Below are 14,473 nucleotides of genomic sequence, written 5' to 3'. Positions count from 1 at the left end.
CGGACCCGGTGAGCGGTTGCGGTAAAGTTTGCCCGTCCTACACCCCCTGAGCAGGCGGAGTCATGGCGCGCACACTCTCGGTTTCCTCGCAACAGTCCGGCGCGTACCCCACCATCCGTGACGCGCTCGAGGTGGCCGGCGACGACGCGGTCATCACTGTGGCGCCCGGCCGATACCCGGAGGCGCTGCAACTCGACGGGCGCACGGTGAGCCTTGTCGCGGGTGGCGAGCCCGGAAGCGTGGTCATCGACGCGGAGGCGCTCGGCATGCCCGCGGTCACCTGCCGTGACAGCAAGGTGACCCTGCAGGGCCTGACGCTGCACGCCAGCGACGCGGCGGCCGTCAGCGTGATGCGCGGCCGCCTGCAGATCCGCGAGTGCGAGGCGAGCGCGCGCTACGGTGCCGCGCTCAGCGTCACCGACGGCGCCACGGTCGAGGCGACCGACGTGAAGGTGACCGGCGGCCAGTTCGGCATGCTCATCGAGGACTCCACCGGCGTCATCGACAAGTGCGACATCCGCGACGTCGCCGAAGACGGCATCATCGTCCGGCTCGGTGCCGACCCGACCATCCGCGACACCACGGTCACCGGCAGCGGATACCGCGGCGTTTACGTGTACCAGGCCGGGCGCCCGACGCTGGAGCACTGCGAGATCAGCCGGTCCGGCGACGTGGGTGTGTCGATCGCCAACCAGAGCGCACCGACACTGCGCAACTGCCGGATCGCCGGCGCCCGGGGAGTCGGCATCATGGTGGGCCGGGGCTGCCGGGGCCTCATCGAGGGCTGCACCGTCGAGGACAGCGCCGCGCCGGGCATCCACGTCGACGAGGGCGCGACGCCGACGATCGCCGAGGCACGCGGCGGCACGGTCGGCGTGCGGACCGCCGACCAGCAGCACGACGGCGCTGGCCAGCTCGATCCGGAGCGGGTCGAAAAGCTGCTCGCCCAGTTGGACACGATGATCGGCCTGGCCGGCGTCAAGGCCGAGGTCCGCGCGCTGATCGACGAGATCCAGGTGAACGAGTGGCGGCGCAACGCCGGGCTGGCGGTCGGGGCGGTCAGCCACCACCTCATCTTCACCGGCGCGCCCGGCACCGGTAAGACCACTGTGGCGCGCATCTACGGCGAACTGCTCAAGGCACTCGGCGTGCTGCCCGACGGCAAGTTCAAGGAGGTCGCCCGGCGCGACCTGGTCGGCCAGTACATCGGCCACACCGCCGAGAAGACCACCGCCGTGTTCGAGGAGGCGCTCGGCGGGGTGCTGTTCATCGACGAGGCATACACCCTGTCCCGCTCCAGCGGCGGCGGCGCCGACTTCGGTCGGGAGGCCATCGACACGCTGGTGAAGCTGATGGAGGACCACCGCGACGCGATCGCGGTCATCGTCGCCGGATACACCGGTGAGATGCTCGAATTCCTGGACGCCAACGCCGGTCTGGCCTCCCGGTTCGCGAAGACCCTGGAGTTCGAGAACTACACCCCCGACGAGCTGGTGCTGATCGTCAACCGGATCGCGCACAACGACGACTACCTGCTCGGCTCGGGCCTCGACGACGCGCTGCGCGAGTGGTTCGGCCAGATCGAGCGCGACCAGAACTTCGGTAACGCTCGCGAGGCCCGCAAGCTGCTGGAGGGCATGCGCAAGGCGCAGTCCGGGCGGCTGCGCGCGCTGGGTCGGATGCCCGACCGGGACGACCTGCGCACGCTGGTCCTCGACGACCTGCTCGCCGCGACGAAGTAGTTCGCCGATCGCGCGCCCGCTCCGGTAGCGTTTGATCGTGCTGATTGCCCGCTCCGCGCCAGAGTGCCGGTTGTATATCGACCTGCATGCCTGTTCGTGCGGAGAGGCCGCCGTCGACGTGCGCCACCGGCTCCGGACCGGGACGGACGGCTCGCTCGACGCGGTATACGAGGGGCAGTGTCCCCGGTGCGGGCTTCCCCGTCGGTTCGAGTTCACGCTCGACCCGGCCACGCCTCCGCCGCCGCCGGCATTCGGCGGCCCGACTCCGTCGCGGATCATCTGTCCCGGCCAGTTCGCGCTGGTCGCCGACCGTCAGGCACGGTCGGCCCCGCTGCGACCGACCGCCGACCCTCGACAGCGGGCGCGCGGCCGGGCGGCCATCGCGCGGGCGCTCGCGGCACAGGAAGAGGTGGCCAAGTTCATCCCGCCCGGTGGCTTCGCCGTACCCGGCGACGCGTTCACCTCCGCCGACGGGCTTGCGCTCTACCGGCGCGAACCGGACCGGTTCACCGCCGACCGGCTGGCCGCCGTCACCGAGACGTACCGCGAGGTCCTCACCTCGTATGACGACGCGCTGACGTAATCTTCGACACCAACTGATAACCTCCGGCCCAGTGGACCCGCACATGAGGATTGAGCCGCTGGTACCCGATCTGCCCGGGTACCGCGACGCGACGTTGATCAGCACCGGCAGCACTTCGCTGGTGTTCCGCGCCGTGCAGACCAGGCTGGCCAGGACGGTAGCCATCAAGGTGCTGCTGGTCGACGGCAACGCCGCGACTCAGGCGCAGTACCAGCGTGAGCTGGAAACGACCGTGCTGCTGTCCAGCCAGCCGCACATCGTCGGCATCATCGACACGGGCACCACCGACGCCGGCAACCCGTACATCGTGATGGAGTACTGCCCCGGCGGCTCGTACGGTCAGATCCTCAAGCAGCGCGGCCCCCTGCCGGTCGACGAGGTCATCGACGTCGGCATGAAGATCGCCGAAGCGCTCCAGGCCGCACACGACGTCGGCGTCCTGCACCGGGACGTGAAGCCGTCCAACATCCTGCGCTCCGCCTTCGGCCCGGCGCTCGCCGACTTCGGCATCGCCCGCGCGCCGCACCAATTGGCCGGCACGACCAGCATCGACCAGATGACGCCGCACCACGCCTCGCCCGAGGCGATGCGCAAGGACAACCAGTCTCCGGCCTCGGATCTCTACAGCCTGGCGTCCACCCTGTGGCACCTGCTGGCCGGCCGGCCGCCGTTCGCCGACCCGGCGCACGGACCGCAGGATCTGGACAGCCTGCGTCAGCTGGTGCTCAACGAGCCGGCGCCACGGGTCCCCCGGGCCGACGTCCCCGAGTGGTTGCAGCGGGAACTGCTGCGCGCCCTGGCCAAGGACCCGCGCCAGCGGCACCCCAGTGCGTACACGTTCGCCGAGGTCCTGCGCTACCAGGCATACCGGGCGATGCCCGAGACCGCGACGCCGGGTTCGCCCGTGGCCGCACCGCAGTCGCCCGCCGCGCCGTACGTGCCGGGCGCACCTCAGCTGCCCGGAGCACCGAACCTGCCCGCGGCACCGAACCTGCCCGGAGCACCGAGCCTGCCCGCGGCGCAGTCGCCGGTCTCCGGCCCGCCACAGCCGCCCATGACCGGGCAGCCGCCCATGACCGGGCAGCCGCCCGCGGCAACGCCGCAGTCCGCCCCACCCCAGGTGTCCGCCCCACCCCAGGTGTCCGCCCCGCCATCGACGCCGCAGCTGCCGCCGGTCGCCGGCTGGCCGAGTTCGCCGGCCACCGCGCCGCGCGAGGCGTTCCGCTGGCCGTCCGCGGCACCGACCCGGCGCTCCGACCCGATGTTGGAGCCGCCGGCACCGGCACTGGACGCGGAGGCGCGAGAGGTCGCCGGGGCGTCCACCATCATCTGGCGCGACCAGCCGAGCGCACCGGCGACCGGGACGGGCGAGCCGACCGACCAGCGGGCGGCCGGGCAGGGTGAGCCGGGCAGCACGCCGGCTGGCACGCCGACCAGCGCATCGGACGAGCCGGACGCGGGTGCCGGCCCGGCAGCCGAACCGGCCGACAGTGTGCCGCCGGTCACGGAATCGTCCATCGGGGCCGCGCTGACTCAACCCACCGAGATGCGCCCGGCGGTGAACCCGGCGTCGCCACCGAGTGAGGCCACGAACGCGGCGCCGCGCCAGGTCCAGCCGCCGGTCTCGGCTCCACCGGGCACGCCGTACCCGACCGGCCCGGTCTCCGCCCCGCCCGGCCACCCGGGCGGGTACGGCACGTCGCCGTACGGGACCCGGTCGGCACCGCCGTACCAGCCGCCCTCGACCCGCCCGATGTCCGGCCCGCCGGTGTCCGGGACGCCGGTGTCGAGCCCGCCGCAGTCCGGGCGGCCGATGTCCGGCCCGCCGATGTCCGGGCCGCCGATGTCCGGGCCCCCAATGTCCGGCCGCCCGATGTCCGGGCCCCCGACGTCGGGGCCGCCGCTGTCCAGGCCCCCCATGTCGAGTCCGTCGATGTCCGGGCCGCCCATGTCCGGGCCGCCACTGGCGGGGCCACCGATGTCCGGCCCGCCGATGACGTACGGCGGCCCCGCCCGCACCGTCGACCCACACAGCGCGCCACCCCTGGCCGACGCGGGGTGGCCCGGCGAGCCGTCCGAGCGCCGGCGCCGGGGGCCGCTGATCGCCATCGCTTCCGGAGCGGTGGTGGTCCTGGGCGTGGTGATCGGCGTCGTGGCCACCCTCCAGGGCGGCGGCTCCCCGAACCCCCACAAGACGGCCGACCCGTCCGCCACCCATACCCTCGGGGTGATCAACCAGGGCGCGCCCACCAACGTCAAGCTGGACGACAAGGGCAGCAGCATCACGGTCACCTGGACCGACCCGAGCGATGGCAACGTCTTGTTCGCCGTGCTCGGCGCTCCCGAGGGCAGCGAGCCCCGGTACTTGGGACAGACCGAGCCGGGCAAGACCACGTACACGCAGAGCGGCGTCAACTCGGCGGTCGACTACTGCTACGTCGTCACTGCGATCTACAGCATCTCCGGCGAAAACTCCGTGGCACCCTCGCAGGTGGTGTGCACCCACCGGACCGGCTGAAAGCCGGCCCCACGATCCCCGAACCGGCCGGCCTGAGTGAGGCCCGGCCGGCCCGCTGAGCCGGCCGGGCTCGGTGAAGCCCCGCGGACGGCCGGGCTCGGTGAAGCCCCGCGGACCAGCTCAGCCGGTGATCGAGATACCCACGCCGCCCCGGGTCTGGCCGCCGTAGCGCTGCTTCTCCCGATCCAGGTCCAGTCGGCCGATCCGGGTCCGGGCCGAACGTGCCTGATCGTCGAGCTGATCGGCCGGAATGATCCAGGCGACCTCGAACTCCAGGCCGTCCGGGTCTCGCCCGTAGAGGCTCTTGGTCGTACCGTGGTCACTCGCACCGGTCAGCGCGCCGGCCTCGGCCAGCGCGCCGCGCAGCCGCTCCAACTCGTCGAGGGTGTCGACCTCCCAGGCCAGGTGGTACAGGCCGACCGTGGCCCGGCCGGCCAGCGAGGGGCCGGCGGCGGCGCCGATCTCGAAGAGGCCGAGGTCGTGGTCGTTCGTCGAGCCGGGAGCCTGGAGGAAGGCGGCACCGGGTAGGACGGCCATCTCGGTGACCGGGCGGAACCCCAGGACGTCCCGGTAGAAATCAACACTGCGCCGGACGTCCCGGACGTACAGCACGGCATGGTTGAGGCGGTGGATCGGCATTGCTCGGCTCCCTCGGTGGTGACGGCCGGGTGGTGACGGCTCACTCACCACGGTACGGCGGCAGCCGACAGCTCAAAGAATCCTGGGAGGATCGGTACCGTGAACGGGATGCACCGGGTACGGCTCCGGGTGCTGGCCACGCTGCCGGCGACCATCGGTACCGTCGACCTCGCCACGGCGACCGTGCCGCACCACTGCGGCCGCATCTGCCGGGGCGCCGCGAACCTGTTCGCGGGCGGGTCGATGCCCCGGCCGCAGGCGCTGACCATCGGTCTGGTGATGGTGATCCTCGCGCACGGGTTCGCCGGGCGCCGCAGGCTGTCTCTGCATCTCGCGGTGGCCGTCCTGGCGCTCGCGGCGGTGCGCGCGATGCCCGGTGATCCGGTGCGGGTCGCGGTGCTCGGCGCGGTGATCGTCGCGCTGGTGGCGATGCGCGACCAGTTCCCCACCCGGCCGGACGCCCGCCGGCTGCGCCTGGCCGCGCAGCTCGGCGCGGGAGTGCTGATCCTCGTGGTCGCCGGCAGCGGCTGGGACCTGGCCGTCGACCGGGCTCACCCGCGGGCGGTGGGCAGCGCCATGCTCGCCGGCTTCATCACGACCACCAGCGAGCGGCCTCCGGTGGCCTCGCACTTCCCCATCGATCCGGTGCTGTCCATGCTGGTGGCCGCGGGCGGGGTGGTCGTGCTGCTGCTCGCGTTCGCGGCGGCCGCGCCGCCGGTGCCGGCCAATGCCGCGCAGCGCTCGTCGGTGACCGCCCTCACCTGGCATCCCGGCTCGGACAGCCTGGCGCCGTTCGCGACCAGGCACGACAAGACGTACGCCTTCAGTCCGGACGGGCGCGCCGCGGTCGGGTACCGGGTGTTCTTCGGTACCGCCCTGGCCGGCGGCGACCCGGTCGGCGACCCGGACTCCGCCGACGGGGCGATCGCCGAGTTCATCGCCACCTGTGTCCGCAACGGTTGGCGGCCGGCGGTGCTCGGCGCCAGCGAACCGATGCGCGCCCGGTGGGCCGCACACGGCCTGCGCGGCCTGGTGGTCGGCGACGAGGCGATCGTGCACCCGGCGACGTTCAGCCTCGCGTCCCGCCGCATGCGCAACGTGCGGCAGGCCGTGGCCCGCACCCGCAACGCCGGCGTCGGCGTCCGGATCGGTCCGCTGGACGAGCGGCTGGCCGCGTCGCTCCGGCCGGTACTCGACGACTGGCTGGCTGGTCACCGGGAACGCGGGTTCGCGATGAACCTCGACCGGATCCTCACGCCGCGCGAGGACTGTCTCTTCGCGGTCGCCAGCCTGCCGTCCGGCGAGCCGGTGGCGTTCGCCCGCTTCGCGGTGTGCGCGGGCGGCCGGACGCTGACCCTCGACGTCGCGCCGCGCCGCCGGCAGGCGCCCAACGGCGTAGTCGAGCGCCTGATCGTCGAGATGGTCGCGTACGGCGCGACGCACGGCGCCGAGGAGGTCTCGCTGAACTTCGCGGGGATGCGCGCCGTGTTCGAGTCCTCCGGGCCGGCCGCGCGGATCGGGGGGTTCCTGGTGCGTGCGTTCGACCGGTGGATCGAGCTGGGCCCGCTCTACCGGTTCTGTGCGAAGTTCCAGCCGACCTGGCGGCCACGCAGCCTTCTGCTCGGCTCGTGGGCGTCGCTCGGTGTCGTCGGTGCCGCGGCGCTGACCGCCGAGTTCGGCCGGACGGCGGTACCGCAGCCGCCCGCCGAACCGGCCGACGCGACCGGGCCGGCGCCCGCGACCTGCTGAGCAACGCACCCGTCAACCCACCGGCCCGCCAAGCCACCGACCTGCCGCGCCACGAACCCGCCGCGCTACCGGCCCACCGAGCCTCGCGCCGGCCGGCGGCTTCAGCCGGCTCGCACCGGACCGGACAGCTCCGACCAGGCCAGCCAGGTCGAGGCGATCATCTCGGTCAGCCCGTACCGGGCCCGCCAGCCCAACTCCCGCCGGATCCGGGACACGTCCGCCACCACCTCGGGCGGGTCGCCCGGGCGCCGGGGACCGACCTCGTACGGCACCGGCTGCCCGGTCACCGCCCCGATCCGGCGCAACACCTCCAGGACGGAGTAGCCGTGACCGGTGCCGACGTTGTAGACGGCCGACGCGGGTCGGGTGTCCATCAGCCGGTTCACCGCCGCGAGGTGCGCGGCGGCGAGGTCCTCGACGTGCACGTAGTCGCGTACCCCGGTTCCGTCACGGGTCGGGAAGTCGGTGCCGGTGACGGTCACCGGGCGGTCCGCGGCCAGTGCGGCGAGCGCGATCGGTACCAGGTTCGCCGGTACCCGATCGGCCAGCAGCGGCTGCGCCGCACCCACCACGTTGAAGTACCGCAGGGCGAGCCAGGACAGCGGGTACCCGGTCCCGGCCACCGCGATCAGCTGCTCGCCGAGGAGCTTCGTCAGCCCGTACGGGTTGATCGGGGCGGTGCGGCACGCCTCGTCCACCCGGGGTGCGGCCGGGATTCCGTACACCGCCGCCGAGGAGGAGAACAGCATCCGGGACACGCCGGTCTCGGCCATCGCGTCGAGCAGCGCGGCCACCCCGCCGACGTTCTCCCGGTGGTACCAGTCCGGGCGCGCCACCGATTCCGCCACCGACTTGCGGGCGGCCAGGTGCACCACCCCGTCGACCGGGTACCCGCGCAGCACGCCGGCGACCAGGGGCTGGTCGGTGACCGAGCCGACCACCAGGTCCACGTCCTCGGGCAGCCGTTCGGGCCGGCCGGTGGACAGGTCGTCGAGGACCACCACCGGGTACCCGGCCGCCCGTAGGGCGCGCACCACGTGCCCGCCGATGTACCCGGCACCGCCGGTGACGAGCCAGGTCATCGCCGCACCAGCCGGGCAGTGCCGAGACCAGCTCCGGGGGCAAACGCCCCGGAGGCGAACGCCTCGGAGGTGAGCGTCCCCGACGCGACCGTCCCGCCGTCGACGCCGTGCTCGGCCAGCGGGCCGACCCGCAGCCCCCGCGCCCGGCAGGTGTCCACCAGCCGGGGTACCGCGCCGAGCGTGGCACGCCAGGAGCCGGGTACCGAGGTGACGTCGGAGTCGTGCAGCAGGATCGTGCCGCCGCCGGCCAGGTCGGCGACCACCGTCCGGTACACCGAGTCCGGGGTGGCCCGCGCGGTCCAGTCCTCACCCCAGGCGGTCCACAGCACCGGGCTCAGCCCGAGCCGGCGGGCGCTGGTCAGGACGGCGCCGGTGAGCACCCCGTACGGCGGCCGGAACCAGCGCGGCTGCTCACCGGTCGCGTCGGCGATCACGTCCCGGGCCCGGGCCAGGTCGTCGTACGTTGCCCCGGCGCCCCGGGCCAGCAGGCACCGGTGTTCGTACCCGTGCACCGCGACCTCGTGCCCGGCCGCCACGATCTCCTTGGCGAGTATCGGTGAGCGAGCCGCCCACCGGCCGAGCAGGAAGAACGTGGCGCGCACGTCCAGCCGTTCCAGTTCGGCCAGGAACCGCGGCGTGGACAGCGGGTGAGGTCCGTCGTCGAAAGTCAGCGCGACATGGTCCGGATGCCCGACCCCGGCCAGCCGGGGGGCGAGCCGGTTGCGCAGCGGGCCGATCGAGGCCAGCGCCGGCAACGCGTACAGCGCGGCCAGCGCGCTGCCGGCGATCGCCGCCGTCCGCAGTGGCCGGCTCACTGCCGGGCTCCGACCAGCGGCGAGTGGTCCGGGTCGGGGTTCCCGGCCGCGGGCTGTGCGTGGCTCGCGGCGGCCGGCCGGGCCTGAGCGTCGGCGAGCGCGACAACCGAGTCGACCGCGTCGAGCCCGACGATCGTGTCCACCGCCGAGGGCGCCCGGAACAGGTTGGTGGCGGCGGCCCGCTGGCCACGCCCCGCGGCCCCGTCGAGGAGACCGGCGAGCACCGTGCCCAGCTCGGCCGGATCGCGTACCCACCGGGCCAACCCGGCATCGTGCAGCGCCTGGCCGTTGGTCGTACCGTGGCCGGGCAGGCACCGGTACGTGAGCACCGGTACCCCGCACGCCATCGCCTCCAGCGACGTCAGCCCGCCCGCGTTCTGCACCACCACGTCGCTGGCCCGGATCAGCTCCGGCATCTGGTCGACCCAGCCCAGCGCCACGCCGGTCCCGGCACGGGTCAGCCGCTCGCGCAGGTGCTCGTTGCGCCCGCAGATCGTCACCGGCGTGACCAGCCCGGTCGCGGCCAGGTCGGCCGCCGCCTCGGCGACCTGACCCACTCCCCACGAGCCGGCGACCACCAACGCCAGCCGGCCGGTCGGCGGCAGCCCGTGCCGGGCCCGGGTACGGGCCGCCTCGGCGGGGTCGGTGACCGGATGGAACTCCGGCCGTACCACCGGGGCGCACACCTCGACGGAGTCGGCCCGGTGCCGCCGGGCCTGTTCCGCGGCCACCTCGTGCAGCGCCAGGTGAAGGTCGACGCCGCCGCCGATCCACAGCGGATGCACGGACAGGTCGGTGAGGAACGTGACCACCGGCGCGGCCAGCTCGCCGGCCTGGCGCATCCGGCCCAGCAACTGACTGGCCAGGTGATAGGTGGACACCACGACCCGGGGCGGCGGCAGCGTCTCGTCGCCCGCGAACACTTCGGCGGCCCGTGTCATGGCGCGGCGACTGACCAGCGCGCCGACCGCGTTGCCCATCCACTGCCGCCGTTCCAGGTTGCCGACCAGCCAGCCCCAGCTCTCCGGCGCGACCTTGAGCTCCGTGGCGTACGCACGGCGCAAAGTCCGCCCGGCCCGGTCGCCGAGCAGGTCGAGGAAGTCGTGGCAGTCGACCCGGTAGCCGGCTTCGGTCAGGCGCCGCCCCAGCTCGTGCGCGGCACCGTCGTGACCAGCGCCGACGCTCGCCGACACGATGGTGATCCGATCCGATCCGCCCACGCGTGCCCAACCTCTCTGTCCCTGGTTCACGCCGTCTGCTGTTCGCGCCGTCTCCCGGTTGAGCCGCCGACCGGCATGTACTACGACTAATGTAGTAGCCCGAGATACTACTCAGCTCGTAGTAGCTATGCCAAGTGCCACATCATGAACATCAGGTCTTCGTCCGGGTTAGTACTACCCTGTCGGTAGTAGGCATCGGGGAGATCAACCAGGGGAAGAACGGGGGTTGTACGCATGGGACTCGAACGGCGCTCCCGGGGAACGCTCGAGCAGGAGGTTGTCGCCGCGCTGGCCGCCGCCGCCGAGCCGATGACTCCGGCACAGGTGCGCGACCACCTCGGCGGCGACCTGGCCTACACCACGGTGATGACCGTGCTCGCCAGGCTGGCCGAGAAGGGCGTGGTCACCCGCGAGCGGGTCGGTCGCGCGTACGCGTACACCGCGGTACGGGACGAAGCCGAAGTCACCGCCCGACAGATGCACCGGCTGCTGGACGCCGGAGACGACAAGGCTGCGGTACTGTCCCGGTTCGTGGGCGTGCTGTCCGGCGAAGATGAGCGGCTGCTCATGGACTTGCTGCGGCGCATCGAGGGGACCGACGATCGATGACCGAGGCCCTACTGATCACGCTCACGGTCGTACTGATCTTCGCGGTCGTCGGTCCGGGGGTGGCCCGCCGGCTGCCTCCCGCGGTCGCCACCTGGCTGCTCGTGCCGGGGAGCGTGATGATGGCCGCGTCCGGCGTGTGGGCGCTGGTCACCGTCGGCTTCACCTGGGTCGCGCAGCTCGGTCCGGTCAGCCGGTACGGCGACTGGTCGGCCACCGCCATCCGGGCGGACGCGCCGTTTCCGATGATCGTCCCGGCCGGTTGCGGCCTGATCGCGGTCGGCTCGGTCACCCGGGCAGCCCTGCTGGCCAACCGGCGCCTGCGCTCCACCCGCGCGATCCGGCGGGAATGTGCCCGCCACGGTACCCCCGGATCGTTGGTCGTCCTGGACTCGGAGCGGCCGGACGCGTTCGCGACCCCCGGCGCGTCCGGGCGCATCGTGATCACCACCGGCCTGCTGCGGGCGCTGAGCCCGGCCGAGCGCCGGGCGCTGATCGCCCACGAGACCGCGCACCTGGTGCACCGGCACGCCTGGTGGCTGCTCGCCAGTGACGTCGCCGCCGCGGCCAACCCGTTGTTGCGGCCCACCGCCTCGGCCATCGAGCACGCCGTCGAGCGGTGGGCCGACGAGGACGCCGCGCACGAGGTCACCGACCGCCGGCTGGTCGCCCGGACTCTCGCCCGCAGCGCGCTGCTCATCCATCGCGGCGCGCCGGCCGGGCTGTCACTGGCCACCGGCGGAGACGTGCCCTGCCGGGTACGGGCGCTGCTGGAGCCCCCGCCGCGACCTCGGATCCTGCCGGTGACCGTGCTGTTGGCCCTCCTCGTGGCCGGCACGGTCGCCGACGCCACGATGGAACGCCAGGGCGACCGGATGCTCGACAACGCCTCCAACGTGCCGGACATCCGGGACATACCGGCGCACCACGGTCACCGCAGCGCGACCCCGGGCGTCCATCTGCACAACGTCGAGCGGGACGTGGCCCAGATTCTCCGATAGGCAACGCCGCCGGAATTCGACGAGTCTGGCTCGGCGCGTCTGGCGCCGCGCGGCGACCCAGACCAGTCGCCCGCTACTCCTCGGTCACCAGCGCCTCCAGCGCCGGAAGCGCGGCGAGCACCGCCGCCCGCTGCTCGTCGGTGAGCCGGGCCAGCCGTGCGTCGAGCAGAGCGGTGCGCTGCGAGCGCACCTCCCGCAGCACCCGGGCGCCGGCCTCGGACAGCGTCACCCGGGTGGATCGGGCATCGTCCGGGTCCGGGCTGCGGACGATCAGGTCCCGCTCGTCCAGCGCCGCCAGTACCCGCGTCATGGTGGGCGCCGTCACCGCCTCGCGGACGGCCAACTCGCCCAGCCGCAACGGCCCGTGCTCCTCGATCGAGGTCAGCGTCGACAGCTGCAATGGCGGCACGTCGTTGGTGTCCAGCCGGATCCGTCGCGACAGCCGACCGACCGCGATGCGCAGCCGCGCGGCGAGATACGGATCCGCACCGACCGGCTCGGACGTCACCGGGCCTCCTTCACAACCGCGAACCCTGTGGTCAGGGCACAGTACCTTGACCGAACCCAGGGGGTCGCCGAACTCAGGGGGTCGCGGTGCGCAGGCCGTTGACCGCGAGGTCGGCCGCGTGCTCGATCTGGTCGATGCCGTTGTCCATGCTCGGGTGGTAATTGGACAGGACCACCACCAGCCAGTCATGGCCGGGTTCGATGATCCGGCCGATGCTGTTGATGATCCACTTGTAGTTGTCCTGGCTGTAGGACAGCCAACCGTTCTTCACGTACACGTTGGTCGCATGGCTGCCGGCCGCGTCCGGTACGCCCCAGCGCTGGTCGTGCTCCACCCGGTTCATCAGGCTGAACAGGTAGTCGCAGCTGGCCACGTCGAGCGGGCCCGGGGTGCCGTGGCCGGCTGCGGTCGACGGCGGCGCGCCGGCCGGCGGGTCTGCCGGGGCGGAGCCGGTCGGGTTGCTGATCACCTGCAGCAGCCGCAGCTGGTCGGCCGCGGTCGTCTTGGTCAGCCCCCAGTAACCGGCGTCGCCGGGGACGGTCTCGGTCAGCCCGAAGTCCTTGTTCGCCTGGGCGAGGCCCGGGCCCTTGCCGATGTCGTTCCAGAGCGCGGTGGCCGCGTTGTTGTCACTCTGGGTGATCATCTTGGTGGCGTTCGAGGACTCCGTGGAAGTCAGCTTCTTCCCGGACTTCTGGTGCTGGTAGAGCACGGTCGCCAGGATGTCGACCTTGATGATGCTGGCCGTGTTGAACTGCTGGTTCTCTTGGTAATAGACCTTCTCGCCGGTGTCCTGGTCGAGCAGCGCCAGGGCGGCGTGGGTGCCGGAGGACGCGAGGTACGAGGCCACCTGGGCACGGACCGAAATCGCCGGATCGGGCCTGGACGGCGAGGGGCTCGGGCTCGGGCTGTCGCTGAAGAACGGACTCCCGTCGGCGGCGGTCTGCTGGCCACCCGTCCCACGGTGCAGCCCATAGACGATCAGCATCGCCCCAGCCAGGACCAGGGCGGTGACGACCGCCACAAGGGTGGCGGGACGTCCGACGAGACGCGACATAAAATCCAGCCTGGCCCTGAAATGTGGGGATTAGATCAAGGCAAGGTCACTGTTGGGTGAACTGCGATCAACGCTCGCCGCCAACTCCCAGGGCCCTCACAGGGAGTTTCAAGTTTCGCCCGGTAGACCGTAACTGCAGCTAGACCGGCATGTGGTAGACCGTGGGGGTGGAACGGGTGACGGACGTGACGAGCCGCCAGACCAGAGTGCTCGTCGTTGATGACGAGCCCAATATTTCGGCCTTACTGTCCGCCACGCTCCGGCTGATCGACTTTGACGTGCGCGCCGCCGGCGGCGGAAACGAAGCTCTCCTGGCGGCCGCCGAGTTCCAGCCCGATCTCGTGGTACTCGATGTCATGTTGCCCGATCTGGACGGGTTTCAGGTCGCCCAGCGGCTGCGCGCGGCCGGCAGGCCGGTACCGGTGCTGTTCCTCACCGCGCGTGACTCCGTGGAGGACCGGATCTCCGGGCTGACCGTCGGCGGCGACGACTACGTGACCAAGCCGTTCAGCCTCGAAGAGGTGGTGCTGCGGATCCGGGCGATCCTGCGCCGCACGCACGCCGAACCGACCCCGACGCCGGACGACGGCGTGCTGCGCTACGCCGACCTGGAAATGGACGAGGACGCCCACGAGGTACGCCGCGGCGGCAAACTCATCGACCTGTCCCCCACCGAGTTCAAGCTGCTGCGCTACCTGCTGACCAACGCCGGCCGGGTGGTCAGCAAGGCGCAGATCCTGGACCGGGTGTGGAGTTACGACTTCGGCGGCGAGGGCCGCATCGTTGAGTCCTACGTGTACTACCTGCGCCGCAAGATCGACAAGGCCGCCCCGCCGCTGATCCATACCGTGCGCGGCGTCGGGTACGCGCTACGACTGCCCCGCGGCGCCGAGGAGTGACTCTCCGCCGCGGGCTGCGGCGCTGGCGACCTCGACGGTGGCGGCGCTGGAGTCTGC

Annotated in this window: 13 protein-coding genes; 7 read left to right on the top strand and 6 right to left on the bottom strand. The window is 72.5% G+C overall.

Going from position 1 to position 14,473, the window contains the following annotated elements; translation table 11 throughout:
* Nucleotides 1-62: 62 nt before the first annotated feature.
* The 3 genes from Raf01_RS23445 to Raf01_RS23435 are packed head-to-tail and all read left to right on the top strand — an operon-like array spanning nt 63 to nt 4,843.
* Nucleotides 63-1,742, top strand: a complete 1,680-nt coding sequence (locus Raf01_RS23445; RefSeq protein WP_203920108.1) for a right-handed parallel beta-helix repeat-containing protein — start codon at nt 63-65, stop codon at nt 1,740-1,742.
* Between the two features lie 37 nt (nt 1,743-1,779).
* Entirely contained in the window at nt 1,780-2,325 is a 546-nt protein-coding gene (locus Raf01_RS23440; protein WP_203920107.1) for a hypothetical protein, read from the top strand.
* Nucleotides 2,326-2,368: 43 nt separating this feature from the next.
* Nucleotides 2,369-4,843 carry a serine/threonine-protein kinase gene (locus Raf01_RS23435; protein WP_203920106.1) on the top strand — a complete coding sequence of 825 codons (2,475 nt, stop codon included), beginning with the start codon at nt 2,369-2,371 and terminating at the stop codon, nt 4,841-4,843.
* Nucleotides 4,844-4,963: 120 nt separating this feature from the next.
* On the opposite strand, the gene Raf01_RS23430 is transcribed toward Raf01_RS23435, so the two are convergent.
* The gene (locus Raf01_RS23430) at nt 4,964-5,482 is read right to left on the bottom strand and encodes a VOC family protein (RefSeq protein ID WP_203920105.1); all 519 of its coding nucleotides are present in this window, start codon (nt 5,480-5,482) and stop codon (nt 4,964-4,966) included.
* Nucleotides 5,483-5,590: 108 nt separating this feature from the next.
* Between Raf01_RS23430 and Raf01_RS23425 the strand changes: the two genes are divergently transcribed.
* Nucleotides 5,591-7,231 carry a phosphatidylglycerol lysyltransferase domain-containing protein gene (locus Raf01_RS23425; RefSeq protein WP_239133849.1) on the top strand — a complete coding sequence of 547 codons (1,641 nt, stop codon included), beginning with the start codon at nt 5,591-5,593 and terminating at the stop codon, nt 7,229-7,231.
* A gap of 101 nt (nt 7,232-7,332) precedes the next feature.
* Here the strand turns inward: Raf01_RS23425 and galE are convergent, their stop codons facing one another.
* Genes galE through Raf01_RS23410 form a run of 3 tightly spaced genes read right to left on the bottom strand, consistent with a single transcriptional unit; the run spans nt 7,333 to nt 10,348 of the window.
* A complete protein-coding gene (gene galE / locus Raf01_RS23420; protein ID WP_203920103.1) occupies nt 7,333-8,313 on the bottom strand; it encodes a UDP-glucose 4-epimerase GalE in 981 nt (326 codons plus the stop codon).
* Nucleotides 8,310-9,128: a polysaccharide deacetylase family protein gene (locus Raf01_RS23415; protein ID WP_239133844.1), complete on the bottom strand. Its 819-nt coding sequence runs from the start codon at nt 9,126-9,128 to the stop codon at nt 8,310-8,312. Before Raf01_RS23415 ends, galE begins: the two co-directional genes overlap by 4 nt.
* Nucleotides 9,125-10,348, bottom strand: a complete 1,224-nt coding sequence (locus Raf01_RS23410) for a glycosyltransferase (protein ID WP_203920102.1) — start codon at nt 10,346-10,348, stop codon at nt 9,125-9,127. The genes Raf01_RS23415 and Raf01_RS23410 overlap by 4 nt, the downstream gene beginning before the upstream one ends.
* Nucleotides 10,349-10,582: 234 nt before the next feature.
* On the opposite strand from Raf01_RS23410, the gene Raf01_RS23405 reads away from it, so the two are divergent.
* Both Raf01_RS23405 and Raf01_RS23400 read left to right on the top strand, forming a co-directional pair.
* The gene (locus tag Raf01_RS23405; protein WP_203920101.1) at nt 10,583-10,957 is read left to right on the top strand and encodes a BlaI/MecI/CopY family transcriptional regulator; all 375 of its coding nucleotides are present in this window, start codon (nt 10,583-10,585) and stop codon (nt 10,955-10,957) included.
* Nucleotides 10,954-11,955: a M56 family metallopeptidase gene (locus tag Raf01_RS23400; RefSeq protein ID WP_203920100.1), complete on the top strand. Its 1,002-nt coding sequence runs from the start codon at nt 10,954-10,956 to the stop codon at nt 11,953-11,955. Before Raf01_RS23405 ends, Raf01_RS23400 begins: the two co-directional genes overlap by 4 nt.
* A gap of 73 nt (nt 11,956-12,028) precedes the next feature.
* On the opposite strand, the gene Raf01_RS23395 is transcribed toward Raf01_RS23400, so the two are convergent.
* A complete protein-coding gene (locus tag Raf01_RS23395; protein ID WP_203920099.1) occupies nt 12,029-12,463 on the bottom strand; it encodes a MarR family winged helix-turn-helix transcriptional regulator in 435 nt (144 codons plus the stop codon).
* A gap of 73 nt (nt 12,464-12,536) precedes the next feature.
* Nucleotides 12,537-13,517 carry a serine hydrolase gene (locus Raf01_RS23390; protein ID WP_203920098.1) on the bottom strand — a complete coding sequence of 327 codons (981 nt, stop codon included), beginning with the start codon at nt 13,515-13,517 and terminating at the stop codon, nt 12,537-12,539.
* A 185-nt stretch (nt 13,518-13,702) separates the two neighbouring features.
* Here Raf01_RS23390 and Raf01_RS23385 point away from each other — a divergent pair, with 185 nt between their 5' ends.
* Nucleotides 13,703-14,416, top strand: coding sequence for a response regulator transcription factor (locus tag Raf01_RS23385; protein ID WP_373319554.1), 714 nt, complete (start codon nt 13,703-13,705; stop codon nt 14,414-14,416).
* Nucleotides 14,417-14,473 lie beyond the last annotated feature (57 nt).

It is taken from the genome of Rugosimonospora africana (genome assembly GCF_016862975.1).
Classification (GTDB): domain Bacteria; phylum Actinomycetota; class Actinomycetes; order Mycobacteriales; family Micromonosporaceae; genus Rugosimonospora; species Rugosimonospora africana.
The sequence above is the reverse complement of the archived record's forward strand: the minus strand, read 5'-3'. Positions and strand labels throughout refer to the sequence as shown.

What these genes read in the sequence shown, in the direction of transcription:
- Raf01_RS23425 (WP_239133849.1), top strand. Translation starts at nt 5,591, where the DNA reads ATGCACCGGGTACGGCTCCGGGTGCTGGCCACGCTGCCGGCGACCATC.
- Raf01_RS23400 (WP_203920100.1), top strand. Translation starts at nt 10,954, where the DNA reads ATGACCGAGGCCCTACTGATCACGCTCACGGTCGTACTGATCTTCGCG.
- galE (WP_203920103.1), bottom strand. Translation starts at nt 8,313, where the DNA reads ATGACCTGGCTCGTCACCGGCGGTGCCGGGTACATCGGCGGGCACGTG.
- Raf01_RS23430 (WP_203920105.1), bottom strand. Translation starts at nt 5,482, where the DNA reads ATGCCGATCCACCGCCTCAACCATGCCGTGCTGTACGTCCGGGACGTC.
- Raf01_RS23405 (WP_203920101.1), top strand. Translation starts at nt 10,583, where the DNA reads ATGGGACTCGAACGGCGCTCCCGGGGAACGCTCGAGCAGGAGGTTGTC.
- Raf01_RS23390 (WP_203920098.1), bottom strand. Translation starts at nt 13,517, where the DNA reads ATGTCGCGTCTCGTCGGACGTCCCGCCACCCTTGTGGCGGTCGTCACC.
- Raf01_RS23445 (WP_203920108.1), top strand. Translation starts at nt 63, where the DNA reads ATGGCGCGCACACTCTCGGTTTCCTCGCAACAGTCCGGCGCGTACCCC.
- Raf01_RS23435 (WP_203920106.1), top strand. Translation starts at nt 2,369, where the DNA reads ATGAGGATTGAGCCGCTGGTACCCGATCTGCCCGGGTACCGCGACGCG.